We start from the raw sequence: 23119 nt of genomic DNA, 5'->3' as shown, positions 1-23119 counted from the left end.
AATTCTCGTCTTATATAGGTGCTATTACGATATTTCTAAAACTCAAGCATGAATTGTGATCTTAGTTCATCACTTGCTAATTCAGCATCACTAATATCATTTTTTAGTTTAGAAATATCTAATTCTATTTCAATCCAAATTGATTCAGATCTAAGATTATTTCTATAGTTGTCTCGTAGCTCATTTTTGAATTCACTTGTCGCTAACATGAATTTTGTAACATTATGTTTAGCCTTCAAAACATCCACAAAACTTTTCATTTTCTTAACTTCGATGTCATCCAGCAATCTTTTCTTATTACCATTTCATCACTATCTGCTTGATCATCATTAGCTGCATCGCAATAATAATCTGGTGCATCAACTTCTTTTACTTTTAATTGCTTTAAGCAAAAACTAAACACATTTTTCAAACTTGATGCAACATCATCTTTATAGTAGCTTCTGAAAGTTGAATCAATATTTTTCATTTCATCCACTTCATTTAAGTTTTTGATGTTGCTAGTGATCCCAGCTGCTTTAAGCCAATTTAAGCGTGTAAATGACATGACTTTCACATCATCATCTAAACCAACAATATATTTTTTTAACATTTTCAAGGCAATGATGTTATGAATTTTTATGTTATTAGCGTTAGCTTTGTAGTAACCTTTTCAATCATATCAGCTTGACTTATTTCTTGTGATCGCTTGCTACCAATTTGAAAGTGTGCTTTGTTGCTTCTATTACCTTTAACATATTCAACTGATTGATATTGCTTAAGCAATTCTGTAATTATTCCATTTTTAGTATTGCTCTGTAACTTACCTAATTTCTGAAGTTGTACTATCCATTTTTCTTTAATGATGTCTTTAAACTCATCATCATAAAATAATTCTTCTAATGTAATTTGCATATTTCGTTTTTCCTTATTTGTTTATTTTTATTTTTATTTTTTAAAAATTGTCGAGTGTTTTTTAAATATAATTAACTTTTTAATTAATACCTAATCTAATATACCATTTCATAATAATTTGTCAACTCACTCAAATATATATTGTGGTTTGGAAATTATAAGGCACAATATATAGTGTTAATTATTTTAAATTAAATTGTATATCTATCTACTTATATTGCCAAAAAGTTTTCAAAATGGCCAATTTTTTGGGGGTAAATTTACAAATTAATTTAAATATTTATTCTCCTAATAATAAACCCAGAGCGACATGCCCAATGGCCCTCAAAAATAGCTTTTTTGTAAATTAATTTTAATTGTTGTGATTGAAAATAGGTGTACATCAGTATTGTATATAGATAACTATAAGTATAATTTACTTGTATATATATATAAAATTATAGGTGTACATTGGTTTGGTATAAGAATAAATATATACTAAACTGATATAAAGATATAATTCAAGATCCAAAAACCCACAAAATAATACTTGATATTATATATTCGCTATAGAGTTTTCGATAGAAAAGCTCGTTATAGCACCAATCACCGTAAGGTGTGCGGTAGGCATTTGAACTGTTTAATAGATAGTATGATTGATAGTTGAATTTGAATATAAAAAAACCAAAAATATCAGTTACGATAATTTGGTCTTCTTGCTATTTAACTATATTATATACTTAACATCGTAAGTAATTTCATTGAGTTTTTTAAATATTCAGATGCCCTATCTCTTCCATAAAGACCATCATAAGAAAAGTTAGGAAACATACTATAAAAATTGTTGATTTTTTCCATAATTTCATCTTTTTCTTTTCGATAATATATCTCATTAATTGTTTGAAAAGAATCATCACAAAATAGTAAAAAATCATCTCTACCTTGTCCATCCATAAATTTTTTATAGCCATTTCCGTTGTCGATTTTAAGACATATAGCATATACTACAATTACAAAATCAATAAAGATATAATCTTGATTATTCTGATAATTCTTTTTAGTTCCTATAACATTAATTAACGCATATAATCTTTCAATATCACGCATACTAAGATTAAAATAGTCAATAGAATACTTAGTAAAATCATGTAATAATAAATTGGAATCATCACTATATTTTCTATCGATATATTTATCTTTATCAATATTTGGTAATGAAAATTCAAAATCAAAAAACCTATTTAAGTATTTATAGCCATTAAATCCTTGTCCGTATAATGATTTAATAGTATGCTCAAGTTCATTCTTGTTAGTACCAAATAAAAATACGACATCATCATGAGTGAAAAAGTGCTTAACAACCTCTAATAATTCAACTGCATAGGATGGCTTACATCTATCTAGTTCATCAACTATAATTAGTATTCTTTTTTCTGTAATACTTGACAATAATTGTAATAAACTATTTACTGCTTCTTTTTGAGAACCTACTGAAGTTATTTCAAGTGTATCATCTACTTTTTTATCATTTAAATCTATAAAACCACCCGAAATTATTTTTATTCCTCTTCTTAATCCATCACCAGTAAATTTCTTGAATTTATTATTTATCTCATCTTTAACATCATTTATTTTATCTTCATAGTCCTTTTCAGATGCTATCTTCATCAATAATTCACTAATCAGTGATTCCATTGGATTGTTGTATAAATCATGTTCCCATGAATTAAAATAAAATAAAAAATATTCTTTCTTAAAAGTATCTACCATATTTTGATATGAAGTTCCTCTATAATCAATATATTCTTTTGTACTAGAGATATACTCTAACTGCCTTAAAAAAACTGACTTCCCAGTCCCCCAAGCACCATCTATGTTTAATATCATTTGCCCTTCAATACCATTAATGAAATTAATGAGTGCATACAAGTTTTCATTTCGGTTTAGTAAATCTTTCTTAAATAGGTCTGATATTTGACCATCATCAGCTGTGTTTGTATCTTGTCTCTTCATTTTTTCACCTCATATAATTATGTCTATTTAAATAATTATACCATTTTTGAACCTAGTAATTTACTACATTTAAAACTGCAAAATACCTGATAAAACTTGAATTTTACAAGTGAGATAATGGTGAAATAGTTTTCTGAATTTGCTCATTAACGACTTGCTCATTTGTTATCTGTTTAAGGTATATCTCAGTTGTCTTAATTGATTCATGCCCAATATTTTTTGAAACTTGATAAATAGGAGTACCTAGACTTAGGCTTTTGATAACATAATAATGTCTAAAAGTATGCGGTGATGCCCTCACACTATCCCTAACACCTGCTTTAATTGCTGTGTATTTTATCATTTTTTGAAAAGATGATACTGCATCTATCTTATTCTTATACTGATTAATGAAATAATAATCAGACTCCTTGCTATTTTTTGCTAGGATTTCTTTTCTTTTTCGTTCATATTTCAGCATCAGTTTTCTTAATTGGGGTGATATAGGCACTATACGCCATTTGTTGCCCTTACCATGAACCTTTATACAATTATCTTGAACATCATCAAACAACAAGCTTGTAAGCTCCCCTATCCTTATCCCTGTATCAACTAACATTGAGATGACAAGTTTATTTTTAATTGCTGTGTATGATGCACCTTTCCAATAGCCTATCATTTTCAAAACCTCGTTGTCATTAAAGACTGTAAAAACTGCTTTTTCATTTTTTAATAGTTTAATACTTCGAGATGGATTTACTTTTATATAACCTTCGTCAAGCGCATAATCAAAAAATGGTTTTAATGTTTTCAATTTAGTGTTAACGGTCGATGATTTTCTACCCCTGTCGATTTCAAAAATAATGTAAGATTGAATATGTACCTTTTTTATTTTTTCAAGATCATTGATTCCAAATTCACTATATAAATAATTAATTAACACATTTAGAATTATTGATTTTGCTTTGATTGTTTGAGCGCTGTAATTTCTTATTTTGCATTCTAGTAAGTACTCTTTTAGATATTCATTTATTTCCATGAAAAAAACACACCTTTGTTTTAAATTTAATCAAAACAAAAATATGCTTTTTTAAGTATCGCATGTATCGCTGTAAGTTTATGCGCTTTTAGTATCTGTTATTGAATGGTTGCTAATATAACAAAGTTTAAAATGAATAACACATCGATGACCCAGATAACTGGACTCACTTCTTTTGCTTTACCTTTAGCTACTTTGATGATTGTGTAGAAGATAAACCCTGCGGCGATACCGTAAGAAATACTGTAGGCAAAGCCCATGAAGATTGAGGCGAAGAAAGCAGGGATTGCTTCTTCTAGGTCAGACCAATTCACTTCTTTAAATGAGCCTAGCATCATCACACCAACGACGATTAAAACTGGCGCTGTTGCTGCACTAGGGACAACTGAGATAAATGGGAGTAAGAAAGATGAGAAAAGGAAACAAATCGCTGTAACGACTGATGTCAAACCAGTACGACCGCCAGCTCCGATACCTGCTGCAGACTCCACATAAGTTGTTGTATTTGATGTCCCAAAGATTGCACCGATAGAAGTTGCGACTGCATCCGCAAACAAGGCTTTATCCATCTTAGATGAGAAACCTGACCCATTTTCAAGAGATTTTTCATCTTCTTTAGAGAAAATGCCTGTCCGACGACCTGTTCCGATGAAAGTACCGATCGTATCAAAGGTATCTGATAATGAAAAGGCTAAAATCGTCATCAAGACCTGTGGAATTTTAGAAGAGTCAGAGAATAAAGTCCCCATCCCTTTGTGACCAAAGGCTGCACCAAAGGTATCACCAAGATGACCGATTGCAGAGCCTAAAGAGTTAGCCTTAAAGTCGATTGAGCCAAGGTCAACTACACCAAAAATAATGGCTAAGATTGTTGTTGTGATGATCGAGATTAAAATCGCACCTTTGAAGTTTTTAACAACTAATACAGCTGTCAACACAATACCAACAATAGCGATTAGGACTGCTGGGCTGTTAAAGTTAACTAAGGCAGGAATCGCTGCGGCACTGGCATCTATCGTCGCCTTACCTTTATCAGCACCTTCACCAACGACTTTATAAGTCCCTGGATCGATTGTAAAATGAAGTAGGCCTGCTGATTTGATACCGATATAGGCGATAAAGACACCGATACCACCACCGATAGCATGTTGCAAGCTTTCTGGAATTGATTTGATGATTAATTTACGTATTTTTGTGACCGTAATAATGATATTAATGATACCACAGATGAAGACCATGGCAAGGGCCTGTTGCCATGAATAACCTAGGCCAAAGACAACTGTGAAGGTAAAGAAGGCATTTAAGCCCATACCTGGTGCTTGTGCATAGGGTACATTAGCAAAAAGTCCCATGATGAGCGTACCGATGATTGATGCGATGATTGTTGCTAGAAAAACTGCTTGATAGTTCATCCCTGTTTGCGATAAAATCGCAGGGTTGACAAACAAGATATAGCTCATTGCAAAAAATGTTGTTAAACCAGCCACAATCTCGCGACTGACTGTTGTACCGTTTTCCTTAAGTTTGAAAAACTTATCCATAATGATTCCTCTTCTATAAATACAATAATTGATTACTTAACTATTCTAAAGTATCTCCCCCTGACTTGCAACGTATTCCCCTTTTTTTACATCACTTTCGATTTAAACGTTCGGTTTTTTCTCTATAATTCTGAGAGTTCGCTAGGTTACTTGCTGAAGATACGGCATAAACATGTTATAATAATTAGGACTCCCTCTTATCGGAGGTGAACAAACTAAGTAAGTTATCACTTAAACTAGCCATAACTGGCTAGTAAACAAACACCTATCGGTGTAGAAAGGCTTGAATCATCCACTACTTTGATTCATTTAGCATGCAACTATGACAGACAAAAAAATAATTGCCATTGACCTTGATGGGACAACCTTGTATTCTGATGGCGTAACCGTTTCAGACTACACGAAACACATTTTTAAATCAGTCCAGGATCAAGGACATCACATCATCATCGCGACAGGCCGGCCTTATCGGATGGCGCTACAAATTTATCAAGAGCTTGCGTTAGACACGCCGATGATTAACTTTAATGGGGCCATGATTTCCATCCCTGGCCAACATTGGCCGCATGCCCTATCTAAGCATGTCGATAAGGCAATGGTCTTCGAGTTAATCAAAGAAGAAGAAAGATTCGAACTGGACTTTTTAGCTGCCGAATTCAGACGTAAATTTTTTATTAATGCCTTTGATAAAGCAAATCCGCAAATTTTTGGTATCGACAGTTTCGAGGCCTATCATCAAATGCGGATGGACAAACTAGATGATGATCCTAATGCCATCCTACTCCAAACGCGGATCACTGATAAACTGCTACTTGCTAGCCAAATCAATGACCATTTTGACAATCAAGTCAACATCAGTGCTTGGGGTGGCCAAAATGGCATATTAGAAATTGTACCAAAAGGCATCAGTAAAGCATCCGCACTTGCCCACTACCTTGATGTGACGGGTCAAGATGTATCAAATCTGATTGCATTTGGTGACGAGCATAACGATGTCGAAATGCTTGAATTTGCTGGTACTGGCTATGCCATGCAAAATGCCAGTGATGTGTTACTTGCCCATGCTGATCACCAAATTGCTTATACAAATGATGAAGATGGTGTCGCAAAAACACTAGAAAGGTTATTCCTATAAGCATGCTACCTAGCATGTAAAGGTTAACCGATGAAACGCAAGTCTTAGTGATGTGAACCCTTAAATATAAACTTTTGAAATCAAGTATTGACTGCTTGATTTTTTTTGTTAGGCGTTAAAGTCAACTCATCCTTACCCTCTCGACTTACAGGTAGTCATCGCAAGTGATAAGTTGGACACATAAAAAAGACCTTCCTATTTGGAAAGTCTCTCTTGATATGTCATCGTATGATTAAGCCTTTGCTTTTCTATAGCCGACAAACGATAGTAAGATGAAGCAAACGACTGTTATAGCAAGTAAAATACCAGTTTCTTGACCAATCTGTCCTGTCAAAGAAATCACTTGTCTAAAGCCTTTTACAGCATAAGTCATTGGCATCCAAGGATTTAATTTTTGGAAGAAATTGCTGGTCAAGGCGAGTGGGTAAGTCCCTGCACTAGCGCCGAGTTGTAACAGGAGTAAAATCAGCATCAGGAAGGCGCCTGGTTTGCCTAACCAGGTGTTGAAGAAGGTGACGATGAACATGAAGCACACCGCAACTAATACAGTAAAGCCAAACATAGCCAATTCATGATTGGCAGACAAGCCAAGCAGATGAACTGCTAGATAGACTAGCACGCCTTCTCCCAGACCAATCAAGCCATTCACACCGATTCTAGCAAGTAGATAATCACGACGACTCTTAGGACTTTCTCCTGATAAAGTGCCTGAAATGATCATATTGGTTGCAACAGCACCAACAAATAGGGCAACAGAGATCATGTAAGGTGCCATACCAACACCATTTTCTGGTGAATTATCCTTGTCTTGATGCGTGATATTAAGCGGACTTGCTATTTTTTTAGCGTTTAATTCAGCCGTTGCATTTTCAGCAAGTTTAGTTTTAGCATCTGTTAGGCCAGTGTTAAGTGTTGTCGCACCAGCTGTTAGCGTCCCGATCCCACTTGTTAAGGTGTTACTACCATTTGCAAGTTTTCCTGACCCATCTGTAATTTGTGCCGCACCACTTGCTAACTGAGCTGACCCATCTAATAACTTAGGTGAATTCTGTGTCAGTTGCGCAGCACCAGTCGCAAGTTTACTACTACCTGCGTTAAGCGCCGCATTTTTACTAACAAGTGTTTGCGCACCCGTGTTTAATTGCGCTGTTGATTGGTTGAGTTTGTTAGCGCCATCTGATAATTGTGAGGCACCATCAACTAAACCGCTTTGCAGTTGAGTAAGCCCAGCATTCAGCTGAATAGCACCCGGTTGAAGTTTACTATCAACACCTGTTTTAATTCCTGTTAAGCCATCAATAGCAACATTTGCACCTGGTAAGGCTTTAGCACTTATAGCAGAAATAGTCCCTAAATGTGTACTCAATGAAGTGATCTGTGCTTGGATATCAGTCGCTGTATCCTTAATATTTTTAACTAGTGATGGGGAAGGGCTCATTAAACTCTCCAGTGTTGCTTGTTCCTCCGGATGTGATTTATAAGCTTCTGTATCTTTAAGTGTTGCAAGATTTTTTTCTTGATCAGTTTTTAAAGTATCAATCGCTGTATTCAAATAAGCTAGATCCGTAGTCAAACTTGCTGGTATTTTAGCCAGTTCAACACTATTAATTTCATTTTGTAGACTAGCTATTCCTGTTTTCAAGCCTGACAGATTTGGTATAGAAATGCCAGCTGATATATCTCCTATCCCCTCACTAAGGGCTGCACTACCATCAAGTAATTTTTGTACGTTATCATTACTATTTGATAATTGAGAGACACCAGCTGCTAGACTAGCTGTTCCTGTTGCGAGTTGGTTTGTACCATTAGCAATTTGTGCTGCACCATCAGTATATTTCATTACGGCTTGTGATAAATCGGCTGAGCCATCTTTTACAGTCGATACACCAGCCATATACTGGCCAAGGCCGACATTTAGGGTATCTGCACCATCTTTAAAGGTCAGGCTAGATGTCGCTAATTTATCTAAGTTGCTAGAAATTTCACTAGAACCTGATTTTAAAGTTTGACTACCGTCGACTAATTGATTACTACCGTCTGCTGCTTTGGTCACGCCACTAGCTAAGGTCGTCAGATTTTCAAAAATCGTTTTTGTATAGGTTTCTGTAATATTTTTAGAGACCTTCTCTTTAAGTTTCTCCATCGCCGAATCACTCATCTTACTGGCGATAAAGTTATGTCCTTTAGAGGTTTGATAATGAATCGTAGACGATGTTGGCTTATCACTGACCAGACTACCTGCATTTTTTGAGAAATCGCTTGGAATCTTGATCTCCATAAAATAGGTCTCATCTTTCAATCCTTTTTGTGCCGTACTATCACTGACAAAATGATAATCTAGATCATTTCCCTTAGCCATCTCATCTGCTAGGTCTTTTCCGAGATTGACCGACTTGCCGTTAATTTCTGCTGACTGGTCTTGGTTAACCACAGCAACAGGTAAATCAGATATTTTACCGTATGGATCCCACATCGAACTGAGGAATATCAGATTATATAGGGCTGGAATTGTCATCAACGCGATGATAATGACAATAAAAAATTTATTTTTACGTATTGCTTGCCACTCTTTTTTTAACATTACTAACTCCTTTTTAATCGTTTTATTTTTTGGACACCTTGTCTTTATTTACCTTTTTTATTATAATACTTGTATGAGATATAGCAAGAATTATATAGGCTAAACTGGACAGTATGCACCTTATTGTTCAAAAAAACAGATAGAAAAGGCTTTCATTATGACTGACATTCGCATCCTAAAGACACATCAAGCTATCGAACATGCCATGAGCGACTTGCTCAAAGAAAAATCATTTGACCATATCACGACGACGGAATTGGTCAAACGTGCAGGCATTAGTCGGTCGAGTTTCTACACCCACTATCAAGATAAGTATGAAATGATCGACAAATATCAGAGCGCCTTTTTTTTAAGACTAGCCGCCATATTTAGCGAAAATGATACAGATTTAGGCGCTGCCATCTATGAACTGTTTAAGTTTCTTGACACGGACTGTCCTGTTGAGTCAGCCTTACTTTCTGAAAATGGAACGCGTGAAATTCATATGTACTTGATACAACAAATTAAAAATTTTTTAGCTGATGTTATCTTCCCAAACTTCGGTCAAAAATCGCTTGATCAAGTTAATCTTGATTACCGGACGACTTACCTATCTCAGGCGATATTTGGTATCCTACAGCTCTGGATTAAAAGAGGCAAGCAAGAAAGCCCACAGGAAATTAGAGACATCCTCATGCTAATGCTTGCATCTCAAGGGCATGTCTAATCAAAAAGACTATCTACTCACAGATAGTCTTTTTTGATGGTCCTGCCTCATTAAAAGATTAACTCTAAAATAAGCCCGCTAACCCTGCAAAAGGATTCGTATCATCAGTAACTGATTTTTCATTTTGCTTTTCTAATAACTTCTCAGCATCTTGCGTATCTTTCATGGCCTCATAGATACGTGCAGTCATCCTAGCATCTGCTAGGGCATTATGCGCGTTCTTTTCAGCGACACCAAAAAATTCAGCTAAAGACTTTAATTGAAAGTTTTTGATACCATGGAGTTTATTGTCCCGCATACTATCAGCTGTTTCATAGACATCTAAAGCATACAGCGGAGTTAAATCAAGACCATTTTCAAGTAAAATAGGCAGGTCTGACTTGTGTGCATTATAGCCAATGACAGGTAAGTCGGCAACAAAACTTTTTAACTTGCTAAGTGCCTCACTCGCTTTAGGCGCGGTTAGCACTTTTTCTTGGGTAATACCAGTTAGGCCAACGACAAAGGAATTAACAGGCACATCCGAGTAGACATATGAATCGAAGGCCGCAATTTCTTGACCATTTTCAAAGCTAACAGCCGATACTTGAATCAGATGTTCAATCTCATCTACTGTGTTAAATTCAACATCAAACGCAACATATTTTTCTAAGGTTTTCATAGGTTAATTATAACACACTTACTATCTCTATACGACGTTCTAATGTACTATAAAGCCATTATATAGGGAGTTATAGACCATTTACAATCACGGTACTACAATCATCTACGCTATGCTAACCAATCTCTTAGGCTAGTTTTTGTTGCTATCAAATAATTAAATGATTCAGTTTTTCAATTGCATCATCTATTCAAAAAATCAATTATTCTTGTTTTTTGAGTAAATTTCTCCAGAAATCCATGTCCTTAAAACATTAAACTCTTTATCAAGTAAGACTAAATCAGCAGTGTACCCTTCTCTAATTTCTCCAACAGACGCTAGATTTAATAGTTTTGCTGGTGTTGTAGATGCCATCTGAATGCCATTTGCTAACGGAATGCCAAACGCAACACTATTTTCTAGCGACTTGTTCATTGTAACCGTACTGGACGCTAGCGTCCCATCTTTTAAACGTGCCACCCCATTTTTAACAGTGACTTGGTGACCACCAAATAGATAATTGCCATCACCTACACCCATTGCTTGAAGTGCATCAGTTGTCAAAACCATCTTGTCTGCACCCTTTACCTTAAAGAGTAAGCGAACAATTCCAGGATGAAGATGTATACCGTCTACAATTGCTTGCACACTGACATCATCATTCTCCAATGCTGCCGTCACCAACCCAGGTGAGCGATGATGTATGACAGGCATCGCATTAAAGCAATGTGTAATATGGCTAGCACCACTCTCAAAGGCTTTTTGAGCTTCTTCATAGCTGGCATTAGAATGTGCTATTGCAACAATAACACCATTCTCTTTTAAATAGTTGATTAGGTCAATACCACCAGGGAGTTCTGGCGCAATGGTCATCATCTTAATTAGGCCATCAGCTTCTTCAAAAATTTTCGCCATTTCATTCAAATCCGGATGTCTCAAATATTTAGCATTTTGCATCCCTTTTTTCTCAATATTTAGATATGGTCCCTCCAAATGAATACCAGCAATTTTTGCACCTTCTTCCTTACCAATGACCTGTTTTGTTTGTTTAATCATTTGCAGTAACTCTTCTAAAGTAGCACTCACTGAGGTGACTAGAAAATGCGTACAACCTGTTTCAGCACAAGCTCTTGAAACTGCTTGAATACTTTCTGTCGTACCATCCATCATATTAAAATTTTTAGCACCATGAATATGAACATCAATCATACCAGGTATCAGTAAACAGCCTTTACCATCAATCACTTGTTCATTACGTTCATCTAAAGTCCGTAAGTCATACTGATCAACAATACGGTTAATTTTATTTCCTTCAACAAAGATAGATGCCTCCACCTTTTGATTGTCTTGATAAAACTTTACATTTTTAATAAGTGTCATGCTATCCCCTCACCAATATTAATCACCTCAATGCCAAGTGACATCAATTTACTCGATATATCACCTGGAAATATCCGGTTAGTAATAATTATATCAATACCCGAGAAATCTAGTTTATATCCTGTTACCTTATTTATTTTTGTGCCGTCAACCAACAAGCATACCTTTTGGGAATTACTGATAATTTCTTCTTTTAAACTGATATCTGTTAACTCTGAATAAAATACCCCCTGCTCAGTTATACCGCCACCTCCTATAAAGGCATAATCAAAGTTAAATCTTTGTAGTTGCTGTAAAACTGAGGCACCTGATATGAGATGTGAATCAGAATTTAGAAAACCACCTAATAAATAGACTTGCTTGGAGACTTTTCTATTCACTGACATGGCATTATCAATAGAATTCGTAACGACTGCCACTTCTTTTTTATCAATAGCAGAGGCCAAAAAGTTTACTGTAGTGGAAACGTCTAAATATATGGTCATATTTGACTCTAGTAGACTAGAAGCTTTTTCAGCAATCCTTTTTTTATCTCCTGCATTTTTTATCAATCTATTGGCATAATCTTCAATTTTTGCCTTTAGAACTGGTAGCGATACGCCACCTGGATATCGCTCTACCAGCCCACTATCTACTAACTTGACAATATCTCTTCTCGCTGTATCTTTTGATATGGCAAAAATCGATACCATTTCTTCCTGAGAAATTGTTTGTTGCTTTTCTAATATCTTTAATATCTGTTCCAAACGTTCTTTTTGATTCATACTCGCTCCTCATAGTTAACTTATATATACTTAAATAATTAAGTTTGTGTAAGTTACTTGTACTACTATTTATCGTATTGTCAATAAATAGTATAAAATCATCTCTGATGATCACAACAACTTCTTAGCCGATACACCCTATTTTCAAGGCTTGAATACGTATCTGTTTTCATTATGCCAGACCTTATTAACTCAGGATAGCAAGAAATTGATGGACAGCTCGCTTGCTGTCCACCAATTTGTTTCATCACTTTGATTTCTTATTCACCTGCTAGTTAAATTCGATAAGCTTTTATATATTTCGCTACTAATTAAAGCGTGTTCTGCTATACTATAGTCATATGACTAATCAAAAAGCAAAGGAACCAGACAGTGAAACATGAATTAATTGCATATACCAATCCAACTATCCCAGTTAATTGGATTACACATGATACTCTGAATGCTGTAGGGGTCGTGCCACCTCATTGGCATACATCGGTTGAAATCACCTATATTTATGCTGGTGAAGTGACTAGTTTTACCATAAACAATCTGACACATCACTGTGAACCAGGGAGTATTTTTGTGGTTAATTCAGCCGAAATTCATAGCTCAATTGCTAATCCTTGCCCTGAATTGAAAGCGTTACCAATTCAATTTCCTTATCATTTTCTAAATCAATTGATTCCAGATTTTGACAAGAAAAAATTTATCAATTTAACTGATAAAGCGTCTCCTGGGGCAATAGCGCTTAGAAAAATACTGGATGATTTCTATCAGCTAGCAGTGGCTGAACCAACTGACTTATTTGTTATCCAAATTAATCAATTGATTTATACAATCGTTTTACTCCTATCTCAATCCTGGTTAGTTGAAAAAGGACAATTAGCAAATTCCAACATCTACAACCGAAATTTAGGGAGAATTCAACCGATTTTATCTTTTATTCAGGAACATTATGCTGATTCCTTATCGATTGACCTCATTGCTAAGCAATTTCATCTGAGTACAAACTATCTCAGTAAATTCTTCAAGAAAACACTTGGTATGTCTGTTTTAAAGTATCTGCAACTTGTCCGTGTCAGTCAGGCACAACGCTTATTACTGTTTACGGATAAACCGACACACATCATATCTGAAGATGTTGGCTTTCCCAATGAAAAATCTTTTAGAAAGGCTTTTGAGACAGTATTTGAAACGACGCCTAAAAAATATCAAATAGAGAATAAAAGATAATCAAAAAAGGCCAAAAATGACTTCTTTATCAACTCATAGCGCTAATGTTTTACTCAAACGAGGGAATAGAGGGTCAAAAATGCCTCTTTTTTGGATTAAAAAACGCCTCTTTTAAATTTGAATCAGTGATAAACTTATCTTGTAACCGATTACAATTACTGGAGGGAAATCATGAATAAAAAAAGTTTCATTTTTAAAGTATCACTTTTATCAATATCAATGGTCATTGCAGGAGGACCAGCTGCGTCTTCTTTAATCCCATTGATACACGCGTCATTTGCCAACCAAAGTACATCAGCGATTGAATTAATTGCAACAATTCCAAACTTTGGGATTTTACTATTTGTGCTATTAAGTAACGTCGTTTTAAAAATGATTGGCAGAAGAAATACTGTTTTACTTGGCCTAAGTATCGCATTAATATCTGGTCTCATTCCAGTATTTGTTGATAATTATTACTTAATTTTAATGGCCCGTTTCTTTTTTGGTGTCGGTATCGGCATGTATAATGCTTTGGCTGTCAGCTTGATTACACAACTTTATAGTGGTGATGAGCAAGCTAGCCTAATGGGCTTTCAATCAGCACTGAGTTTTATTGGGAGTACGACTATGACCTTGATCGTCGGTCATCTGACAAAATTTGGTTGGCATACCTCATTTTTAGCCTATTTGCTCACCTTATTACCCCTTGTTTTATTTGCACTCTTTGTGAAAATTCCCGAAAGCGAATTTGAAACAACTGAAAAAGTTGAAGAAAAGAAACATGCTAAAGAATCAATCAATCTAGCAACAATAGGTATGTTGGCCTTTGCATTTATCATCTTTTCTCTATTCTTTGTCATCATGCTAAAATCAGCCACATTTTTAGTAGAGACTGGCATTGGTAAACCAGAAGATGCTGCTAAAACGCTAAGTACGATCACGATGGTCGGTATTGGCGTCGGGTTATTATATGGTAAGATTTATAAACTGTTAAAACAATGGGTTTTGCCAATTGGCTTAACTGGCATGGGTTTAGGCTTTATCATCATCCTTTTCTCACACTCAGTTACAATGGTCATGCTGGGCACGATTGCCTCTGGCTTATTTTATAGTATGGCTGCACCATTTCTCTTCATGCTAGTCGGGAAGGTTGCGCCTAAAAATTCCATTACCCTTGCAACTTCACTTTACTTGGTGGGTGTAAACTTAGGCGTCTTTCTATCACCTATCATCAACAATGGCTTATCTAAAATGTTCCACAATCAACAAGCTGCAAACACCCAATGCAATCAATGGTATTGCATTAATTGCATTGGGTGTCATTTCGTTCATTGTATTAGTGATTTTGAAACAAAGAGAAGCTAAACTTACAAGCAACTAATCGGATAAGAAAGGGGTAATTATGGCATTAATAGAAGTTAACTTTGTATCGAAACAGTTATTACGGACAGTAACCTTTACAGCGGTTATACCACTTGACGGCTTGGCTAAAACGACCAGCCCAAGCGACAACAAATTTAAAACATTATATTTACTACATGGTTCTTTCGGAAATCATACTGATTTTATTTCAGGTACACGTATTCAAAAATGGGCAGATGAACATCAGTTAGCTGTTATCATGCCTGCGGGAGAAAATCAATTTTATATTGATAAGCCAAAATTTAGTGAATACTATGGTGCTTTTGTTGCAAAAGAATTAGTCGAATTTACAAGGGATTTATTTCCTTTGTCAACTAAAAAAGAAGATACTTATATCGCCGGATTATCTATGGGAGAGTATGGGGCAATTGTTAATGGTCTTAAATATCATGATACATTTGGTGCCATCGGGGCACTCTCGCCAGGATTAATACTTGATGATGTCTTAAATCAAACTGCATTATTTGATGATATCGGTATTGCACTCCCGCTATGTGATTATTACTTAGATGGTTTAGACTCTGTTAGAGGAAGTGATAAAGACTACTATTATCTAGTTGATCAACTTCAACAATCCGGGGCTGAATTTCCTAAACTCTATATGGCGATTGGCAAAAATGATTTCCTTATTGAGCCCGTAAGAACATTCAATTCTTACCTTAACAAGCATCAGATTGAGGTGACTTATGTTGAAGGAGAAGGGCAGCATGATTGGGATTTCTGGGATACTTACCTCCAAAAATTTATTGAATGGCTCGCATTAAAATAAATAATGCTTAGTGATGTAACATCACTTAAACGTGAGCAGAACTCAGAGAAATAGATAAACCCACCAATAAAACTTGGTGGGTTTATCTATTTCTCAATTTTTCTTCAGTTTACTATGACTTAGCGCCATTAGCATCTATACTAATCTGATTTATTTGACGATGAGCTACCTTAATAAAGGTTCAATAAAACCAATGTTTTCAAGGTATCTCCATAGTAATCTTTACCTTTAATTTGGCCATTAAAAATCCATCTTTGTGATGCGTATAAATTAGAATAATTCTTATCATCTTTAGTCGCATAGAGTATCGGTGCTGAAAAACTGCTGGATTGATTGTCGACTAATGCTTTACCTTTCAATGTATAACCACCATAGACAACGGGCTGTTTTTCAAGAAACACAAACATCTTATCCAGAACTTCTTTGACTTGATAGTCATCAGAATGGGCCAGTCGATAAGGTACTCTAGCAGAATTATAGGCATAATCTCCATCGTTTTTTCCTGAAATTTCATTTGGCTTCACAGGCGTTATCTCTTTTGACTCCACCCAAGCAAAATCAGGTAGCAAACCCGTTTCGGTCTGCTGACTCATTTCAACCAGCGCCTTGACCGAATTCGTTTCCAAATCTGTCCAAAAAGCATCCTTAGTATAAGCTGCAAATGCTTTAAAATAAGATGGACTGATGTCAGAAAATCGGATCAAGGTCTCTGATTTTGGATCAACCGTTGCCCAATTACCCACCGTTAGTAGACCTGTTTTTTCACTATAATTATAGGCTTTGATTGATGTTATGAGTTGATGGGCAGCCTCACCGTAATGCTCAAATGAGTTAGGCCATAGTTTTTCTGCCTGCATCAAGGCATAGGCAATATCTAAATCTCCATCCGTTGCATTATTTTGATCAACCGAAGACCAGCTATCTTTGATTTTTTCTTGTTTCCATTTCATCAGGGTATTAGTTTTACTAATCCGATTGGCTTGATAATAATGAAACAGTCGCATGAACTGATCTTCCTGGATATACCCTTTTTGTGCTGCTAAAACGGTGATCAGCATGCCGTATCCTTGACTCTCAGACAGGGCAACTGGGTCTTCTTTTGTCCCAGTATTAACAAACGCCCCTTTTTTTGATTGACTGACATAGCTTCGATACCAATCCCAGTAAGTATCTTTTTGCAATGCTTCTTTATTAGATGAAATACTGAAAATCACTAGACCGGCATAAGATACTAAAATGACGATAATAAAAAAATATTTCAATAATCTATATTTTGACAAGTTTAAACTCCTTTTTGACTTAGAATCGTTGTGTTTTATACCACTTAGACCCATCACGATGTAACACTTTATCTAATATGAGTGAGAATAAAGCACTCGTTGCGACAAGAATGAACAGTTGCGAATAAGTGAAATATGAGGCAATCGAATATAACAAATTCCGTGTTGTTGACTGACCATATTGACTGACTAACCCGATATTGATTTGCAGTAAATAGATAAAGAACATCAAAACCCAGTTTACCAATAAAAGCGCTGCTATTTGACGATTAGAACTCGCAAAAGTAAAAGGGATCACGAGTTGATCATTGAACAAGCGAATGATCATGGCAAATAGATTGATAATAAATAAAAAATTTGACATGATGATAGCCAGATTAAACCAGAAGAAAGTACTTGTATAGTAAAGCACTTCCAGTTTAATGCGCCAGTTACTTTTTCTCTTGAAGAGGTGATGGAAATTATCTAAAATAACTTCATAATTCCCTTTAGCCCAGCGCTTACGCTGATAGTAGTAAGCCTGAATCGTTTCTGGTTCTTGTTGAAAGGCTTCAGAGTTTGGTGCCAAGGCAATCAATTTATTCTGCTGCATAATTTTGAAAGAAATCGCCGTATCCTCAGTAAGTGCACCGTTATCCCAGCCACCAATTGACCTTACAAAATCGGTTTTGATTATAAAATTTGTTCCAGGAATTCGACCAATTTTGAACAAATGCCATAGGCCGATATGATGAATTTTTTGTGTCGTAATAATTTCTAAGTTAATACAACGCGTCAAAAAATTTTGACTATAATTTCTCGTCTTGTTTCTGCCAAAAACAGCTGCATAATTGACTTCATCTTCAAGCGATTTTTTAATCAAAAAATAAAGTGCACTTTCCTGTGGCATGGCATCTGCATCATAGACACAAATCCACTCTCCAGTCGCAACTGCTAACATATCATTAAGGACACCAGCTTTACCACCCGTACCTGTTCGCTCAATGATTTCAATATCAAAGTCTTTATACTCAGGGCGATCAATTAATGCTTTAGCAACCTCAAAGGTATTATCAGTACAGTTATCAGCAACGACGCGAATCTCCATAGCTTCTTTAGGGTATTCTAAGTGTAGCAAAGCATATACTGTATCTTGGATAACGATTTCCTCATTGTGGGCTGGGACAATGATTGTGACCTTAGGATATCTACTTAAGACCATATTCTTTTCAGGGGCACCTCTCAAAAAGGTTTTGATCAAGGCATGAACAGCACCAAAGAGCACGACCAATGTCATCAGGATAGAAAGCCATATGGTTAATAGTGCAAAAATCATAAATAGTTCATTCATTGTCACGCCTCTTTTTATAGTTTTGCCAGACCAAGGCATTAATTAGGACAGAACAAATCAACAGCACGCCTACGGCCACTGCAAATAAAATCGTAATCACATGACTAACATAGATAAATGTCTTCAGAATATCTGTCATTTTTTCTCCATTCTAAATATACTCAATAGCTAAATCCGTCTCAGAACGACGACTTAAGTAATCCAATACTTGATCGGCCGTGTAAGTTGTCTTTCTAGTAATGTAACAATCACTTCTTCGAATCGTTATATTTTGAACTTGATTTGTTTGAAAAATGATCTCACCCAATTTGGTTTTTGTCAACTCGTTAAGCGTTTCAAATTTTTCTCTTTCCACGTCATTATCATAAATAGCTGATAAGATAATAAACGTCCCTTTTTTTAAGTAAAAAAATAACTCTTCTGGATTTCTCATGGTGAGTAAACTTTGCGCCATATCTCGAATCATTTGATCTGTTGCTTCCGGATTACGATCAAAATACTGGTCATAAAAGTCCACATAGAATAAACTGACCACAATCGCTCTTGAACCCGTATCTTTTGACTTAGGTAGACTATCAATAAATTGCTGATATTTACTGACAAATGACTCCAGTGTTCTATAGCCTGTCAAAGGATCCCTAAATCTCAAGTAACTGTAGATATCTTCTTCTCTAAAAACGATCAGCCTTCTGATATAGAGCGTTCTTTTAACTAAAAAAGAAAGTGAACTGTAGACGGGTACGACAAAAATCAGCAAAAGTTTAATACTTGCTTGCATAATCACCGGGTCAAAATAAAGCAAAAAACCACCGATAAATACAAGTAACAAATTCACACTTAACAACGTCAAGGAGGTGCTTAAAAGACCTAAGATGATCCCTAAAAAGGTTAGCAAGGCTGAAACAATAAATACTTTCTCACTTAATAGTTCATAAAATCCAATTTGTTGTAGCAAATAAAGTGCCAGTGTTAGCCCCACCATAGCCTCTAAAGAAATACGATAATCCAATTTAGTCAACCGATTTTTTTTCATGTTGAGTTCCTTTTCTCTTTTTGTCAATCTCATCATCAAACTCTGGTAAAACCGTATTTGACAACCCAAAATACTGCGCAATGATCGAGACGATTCTATCGCTCGTTTTACCATCACCATAAGGATTTTTTGCACTTGCCATTTTCTCATAGGCTACTGGATCTGTCAGCAAGGCATCCACTGCTTGAACAACTGCTGCCTGCTCTGTACCGACAACTTTTAAAGTCCCCGCAGCAACCCCTTCTGGACGTTCTGTTGTTTCCCTTAATACGAATACTGGTACACCTAAAGAGGGGGCTTCTTCCTGAATACCCCCAGAATCTGTCAAAATAAGGTAGCATCTTTTAGCAAGGTTATGGAAGGCAAAAACGTCTAATGGCTCGATTAAGTGTAACCGGTCAGACGGTGTAAGATAGCTATGAACTAACTCCCGAATTTTTGGATTTTTATGCATGGGAAAAATAAGCTCGATATCCTGATGCTTATCTAAAATTTCATTCATAGCCTGAAACACTTGCACCATGTTCTGTCCCAAATTTTCCCGTCGATGCATGGTGATCAGTATCTTTTTAGTATCTGATTTTGTTAAGGCATCATGACTAAAGTCTGTCGTCACAGTATAAGCTAGGGCATCAATAACAGAATTCCCCGTCACGTAAATATGTGCAGGATCATGATGTGCTTTCAGCAAATTATCTCGGCTCAAACTTGTGGGTGCGAAATAAAGATCTGCTAAGGCATCTGTCATCTGACGATTCATCTCTTCTGGAAATGGAGAATACTTGTCATAGGTTCTTAGACCTGCTTCGACATGACCGACTGGCACTTGATGATAAAAAGCAGTCAATGCTGCAGCAAATGTTGTTGTCGTATCTCCGTGAACTAGCACCATATCGGGTTTTACCTGATCAAATACATCATCTAATAAAGCGATGGAACGACTGGTAATCGTAGCTAGTGTTTGATTTGGCGTCATGATATTCAGATCATAATCTGCTTTGATTGCAAAAGTTTTTAAGACTTGATCTAGCATTTCTCTGTGTTGCGCGGTTACAACAATACAAGACTCAAGTCTAGCATCTTTTTCAATTGCCTTAATAATGGGTGCCATTTTTATAGCTTCTGGCCGTGTCCCAAATATTATCATCATTTTTTTATTCATATTTTTTCCTAGTATCTCTATTTTCCAAACTACACTATCAAGTATTTCATTGTAAATTAAAAATAAATTAAATTATATTCAATATATTTTAATTTATTCGTTATAAAATGTCAAGGAGTTATCTCAAATAAATTGCTTGATACCTTTCTATGTGACAAAAAAATATCAATTCAGTTTCATACCGCCACTAGCTTGAGAGAGTCTTGAAAAAAATTAAATCCGATGATAAACAAAATAATTGTGCTTAATTTACTGCAATAGAAAAAAAACTGTTTTCCCATATCCTAATCTCTCATGTCTTGCGTATCGTCATATATAGCACAGTTGTGAAAGCGCTTTATTTGTATTATACTTAAGATAACTTATTTTTTTGTATAGAGGATGAATAAATGGAAACAAGTCTCACTTTAGTGTCAAAACTACTACTTTACCCTTACGCGCTATTTAAGGATGATGCTTGTATTTTTGAATCTGAAATTGACGATGCATATAGTTTAAAATCATTGATGAAGCATGTAGGTCGCCAGGCAACAGTTGATACTATCGCTGTCAAATACTTTAGAGGATTTTTATTTTTTTCGATTAAGGTACCACACCAAACAACTGACTATACACTCATTACAATCTTAAGAGAAAAGAAAACAAAGACATGGGGCGACGATGACTGGCAAGCATTTTATAAGCTATTACAAACTGCTGCTTATCTTATCAGTATAGAACAGCATTTTCCCATACAGATAATCAGTGATGAGCCCGACACAGACAAGCGACCTACTTTCACAAATCATTCCTTTATTAACCATGATATCAACACTGATTTTCAAGATAACTACCAATTAGAGCTTAGTCTAATTGCCCTCTTAAAAAAAGGAAACTTACAGGCAATTAAGCCGCTACTCAGAAAACTGATTTCGATTAACCAAAGTAAACTTTCTGATGACCCATTAACAAATAAAAAATATAAGTTGGTTGCCTTTTTAACGATTTTAACACGTACTTCTATCAAACAAGGCTGTTCTGCTAACCTAGCCTATAGGTTATCTGATTCACTCATTCAAGAACTAGATAAACTCGTAAAACAAGAAGATATTACTTTGTTTACTGATCACATGTTGATTGAGTTTTCAAATTTAAATAGCAGTATGCCAAATAATTATACATCTGAGCTTGTCAATTCAGCTATCGTCTTTATTCATGCCAACCTATATGAACGACTCTCAAATCATGAAATTGCTAATTGTCTGTCTGTTCATCCAGCCTATCTCTCCTCACTGTTTAAAAAAGTAACCGGTAGGTCACTTAAGCACTATATTATCAGTGAAAAAATTGCAGAGGCCCAGTATCTACTCGCCAATACTGATTTCCCATTTTCTATTATTTCCGAACGTCTACATTTTAGTAATCAAAGCCACTTCTGTAAACTATTTAAAGCACATACGAGTTACACACCAAGAGAATTTCGACTTTGGTTCTAGATAGCATAGACTGCTAATCAGCTTCTATCTAGAAAACATATAAAACGCAAACCAAAAAACGACCAGCACATACTGATCGTTTTTTATCATGTTATAATTCAACAATTTTCCCAGTTTTAAGATAGACAATCCATTCGCATAGGTTTTTAGCATAGTCGCCAATACGTTCTAGGTAAATGATCGTCATCAGGTAATCTTTTCCTGTTGTGATCGTTTCTTTATTTTCTTCCATAGCTGTTAGGGTCTTGTTTTGAATCTCACCATACATTTGGTTGACCGTATCATCCCAGCTGGCAATCTCTCTTGCCCGATCAGCATCACCTTGAATATAGGCATTAAGAGATGCATCGACAATCGATTTTACACGTTCACCCATTAATGAGATATCAGCCTCAACAATGTGTATCCGCTCTTCACCTTTTAAGTTAATGGTGGCTTTTGCGATAGAAACAGCATGGTCACCCATCCGTTCTAAATCAGATGACGCCTTCAGAACAGTGATAATCGTTCGTAAGTCATGACTTACTGGCTGCTGTAAAGCAATCATTTCAAGAGATTTTTTTTCTAACTTTGTTTCTTGATCATTGACCTGTTGGTCTTCTTCTATTACTTCCTCAGCTAAGTCTCGGTCATGACTGACGAAGGCACGAACTGCTTTGTTAACTTGCGCTGAAACTTGTGTACCCATCGAGTAAAACTGATTATGTAGTTTATTTAACTCTTCTTCAAATTGTGTTCTAAGCATAAAATTCCTTTCTAAAATATATCTGTTAGCCTTTTTTCCTAATCAGATAGAT

The 23119-nt window shown here is 35.6% G+C and carries 22 protein-coding genes; 6 read left to right on the top strand and 16 right to left on the bottom strand.

The window, feature by feature from the left end:
* Positions 1–35: 35 nt before the first annotated feature.
* The 6 genes from RU86_RS01315 to RU86_RS01290 form a co-directional block, all read right to left on the bottom strand.
* Positions 36–260, bottom strand: a complete 225-nt coding sequence (locus RU86_RS01315) for a hypothetical protein (RefSeq protein ID WP_096813672.1) — start codon at positions 258–260, stop codon at positions 36–38.
* Positions 257–592 carry a hypothetical protein gene (locus RU86_RS01310; RefSeq protein WP_096813671.1) on the bottom strand — a complete coding sequence of 112 codons (336 nt, stop codon included), beginning with the start codon at positions 590–592 and terminating at the stop codon, positions 257–259. The genes RU86_RS01315 and RU86_RS01310 overlap by 4 nt, the downstream gene beginning before the upstream one ends.
* Before the next feature lie 26 nt (positions 593–618).
* Positions 619–894, bottom strand: a complete 276-nt coding sequence (locus RU86_RS01305; protein ID WP_096813670.1) for a hypothetical protein — start codon at positions 892–894, stop codon at positions 619–621.
* Between the two features lie 711 nt (positions 895–1605).
* Entirely contained in the window at positions 1606–2886 is a 1281-nt protein-coding gene (locus RU86_RS01300) for a KAP family P-loop NTPase fold protein (protein WP_096813669.1), read from the bottom strand.
* 103 nt (positions 2887–2989) lie between these two features.
* The gene (locus RU86_RS01295) at positions 2990–3904 is read right to left on the bottom strand and encodes a tyrosine-type recombinase/integrase (protein ID WP_096813668.1); all 915 of its coding nucleotides are present in this window, start codon (positions 3902–3904) and stop codon (positions 2990–2992) included.
* Between the two features lie 98 nt (positions 3905–4002).
* Positions 4003–5445 carry an NCS2 family permease gene (locus RU86_RS01290; protein WP_096813667.1) on the bottom strand — a complete coding sequence of 481 codons (1443 nt, stop codon included), beginning with the start codon at positions 5443–5445 and terminating at the stop codon, positions 4003–4005.
* A 322-nt stretch (positions 5446–5767) separates the two neighbouring features.
* On the opposite strand from RU86_RS01290, the gene RU86_RS01285 reads away from it, so the two are divergent.
* Positions 5768–6580, top strand: a complete 813-nt coding sequence (locus RU86_RS01285) for a Cof-type HAD-IIB family hydrolase (RefSeq protein WP_096813666.1) — start codon at positions 5768–5770, stop codon at positions 6578–6580.
* A gap of 232 nt (positions 6581–6812) precedes the next feature.
* On the opposite strand, the gene RU86_RS01280 is transcribed toward RU86_RS01285, so the two are convergent.
* Positions 6813–9161 carry a YhgE/Pip domain-containing protein gene (locus tag RU86_RS01280; protein WP_096813665.1) on the bottom strand — a complete coding sequence of 783 codons (2349 nt, stop codon included), beginning with the start codon at positions 9159–9161 and terminating at the stop codon, positions 6813–6815.
* Between the two features lie 157 nt (positions 9162–9318).
* On the opposite strand from RU86_RS01280, the gene RU86_RS01275 reads away from it, so the two are divergent.
* Entirely contained in the window at positions 9319–9867 is a 549-nt protein-coding gene (locus RU86_RS01275; RefSeq protein ID WP_245810452.1) for a TetR/AcrR family transcriptional regulator, read from the top strand.
* A gap of 64 nt (positions 9868–9931) precedes the next feature.
* Here the strand turns inward: RU86_RS01275 and RU86_RS01270 are convergent, their stop codons facing one another.
* The 3 genes from RU86_RS01270 to RU86_RS01260 all read right to left on the bottom strand — a co-directional run bounded on the left by RU86_RS01270 (position 9932) and on the right by RU86_RS01260 (position 12651).
* Entirely contained in the window at positions 9932–10528 is a 597-nt protein-coding gene (locus RU86_RS01270) for a 3'-5' exonuclease (protein WP_096813664.1), read from the bottom strand.
* Between the two features lie 198 nt (positions 10529–10726).
* Positions 10727–11887 carry an N-acetylglucosamine-6-phosphate deacetylase gene (gene nagA, locus RU86_RS01265; protein WP_096813663.1) on the bottom strand — a complete coding sequence of 387 codons (1161 nt, stop codon included), beginning with the start codon at positions 11885–11887 and terminating at the stop codon, positions 10727–10729.
* Complete coding sequence (locus RU86_RS01260; RefSeq protein ID WP_096813662.1) at positions 11884–12651, bottom strand: DeoR/GlpR family DNA-binding transcription regulator; 768 nt, start codon at positions 12649–12651, stop codon at positions 11884–11886. Before RU86_RS01260 ends, nagA begins: the two co-directional genes overlap by 4 nt.
* A 372-nt stretch (positions 12652–13023) precedes the next feature.
* Here RU86_RS01260 and RU86_RS01255 point away from each other — a divergent pair, with 372 nt between their 5' ends.
* From RU86_RS01255 to RU86_RS01245, 3 genes are all read left to right on the top strand, one after another.
* Entirely contained in the window at positions 13024–13869 is an 846-nt protein-coding gene (locus tag RU86_RS01255) for an AraC family transcriptional regulator (RefSeq protein ID WP_096813661.1), read from the top strand.
* A 171-nt stretch (positions 13870–14040) separates the two neighbouring features.
* Positions 14041–15216 carry an MFS transporter gene (locus tag RU86_RS01250; RefSeq protein ID WP_096813660.1) on the top strand — a complete coding sequence of 392 codons (1176 nt, stop codon included), beginning with the start codon at positions 14041–14043 and terminating at the stop codon, positions 15214–15216.
* Positions 15217–15253: 37 nt separating this feature from the next.
* Entirely contained in the window at positions 15254–16042 is a 789-nt protein-coding gene (locus RU86_RS01245) for an alpha/beta hydrolase (RefSeq protein ID WP_096813659.1), read from the top strand.
* Between the two features lie 170 nt (positions 16043–16212).
* Here RU86_RS01245 and RU86_RS01240 read toward each other — a convergent pair whose 3' ends face one another.
* The 5 genes from RU86_RS01240 to wecB are packed head-to-tail and all read right to left on the bottom strand — an operon-like array spanning position 16213 to position 20847.
* The gene (locus tag RU86_RS01240; protein WP_179296165.1) at positions 16213–17322 is read right to left on the bottom strand and encodes a glycosyl hydrolase family 8; all 1110 of its coding nucleotides are present in this window, start codon (positions 17320–17322) and stop codon (positions 16213–16215) included.
* 19 nt (positions 17323–17341) lie between these two features.
* Entirely contained in the window at positions 17342–18652 is a 1311-nt protein-coding gene (locus RU86_RS01235; RefSeq protein WP_096813657.1) for a glycosyltransferase family 2 protein, read from the bottom strand.
* Positions 18645–18791: a hypothetical protein gene (locus tag RU86_RS11980; RefSeq protein ID WP_179296164.1), complete on the bottom strand. Its 147-nt coding sequence runs from the start codon at positions 18789–18791 to the stop codon at positions 18645–18647. Before RU86_RS11980 ends, RU86_RS01235 begins: the two co-directional genes overlap by 8 nt.
* A gap of 12 nt (positions 18792–18803) precedes the next feature.
* Positions 18804–19685, bottom strand: a complete 882-nt coding sequence (locus RU86_RS01230) for a hypothetical protein (protein ID WP_096813656.1) — start codon at positions 19683–19685, stop codon at positions 18804–18806.
* A complete protein-coding gene (gene wecB, locus RU86_RS01225; protein ID WP_096813655.1) occupies positions 19663–20847 on the bottom strand; it encodes a non-hydrolyzing UDP-N-acetylglucosamine 2-epimerase in 1185 nt (394 codons plus the stop codon). Before wecB ends, RU86_RS01230 begins: the two co-directional genes overlap by 23 nt.
* A 389-nt stretch (positions 20848–21236) precedes the next feature.
* Between wecB and RU86_RS01220 the strand changes: the two genes are divergently transcribed.
* Positions 21237–22322 (top strand): helix-turn-helix domain-containing protein, encoded by a 1086-nt coding sequence (locus tag RU86_RS01220; RefSeq protein ID WP_096813654.1) that lies wholly within the window; start codon positions 21237–21239, stop codon positions 22320–22322.
* A gap of 91 nt (positions 22323–22413) precedes the next feature.
* On the opposite strand, the gene phoU is transcribed toward RU86_RS01220, so the two are convergent.
* Positions 22414–23067 carry a phosphate signaling complex protein PhoU gene (gene phoU, locus RU86_RS01215; protein WP_047915833.1) on the bottom strand — a complete coding sequence of 218 codons (654 nt, stop codon included), beginning with the start codon at positions 23065–23067 and terminating at the stop codon, positions 22414–22416.
* Between the last annotated feature and the right edge of the window lie 52 nt (positions 23068–23119).

It is taken from the genome of Pseudolactococcus piscium, assembly GCF_002441695.1.
Classification (GTDB): domain Bacteria; phylum Bacillota; class Bacilli; order Lactobacillales; family Streptococcaceae; genus Pseudolactococcus; species Pseudolactococcus piscium.
The sequence above is the reverse complement of the archived record's forward strand: the minus strand, read 5'-3'. Positions and strand labels throughout refer to the sequence as shown.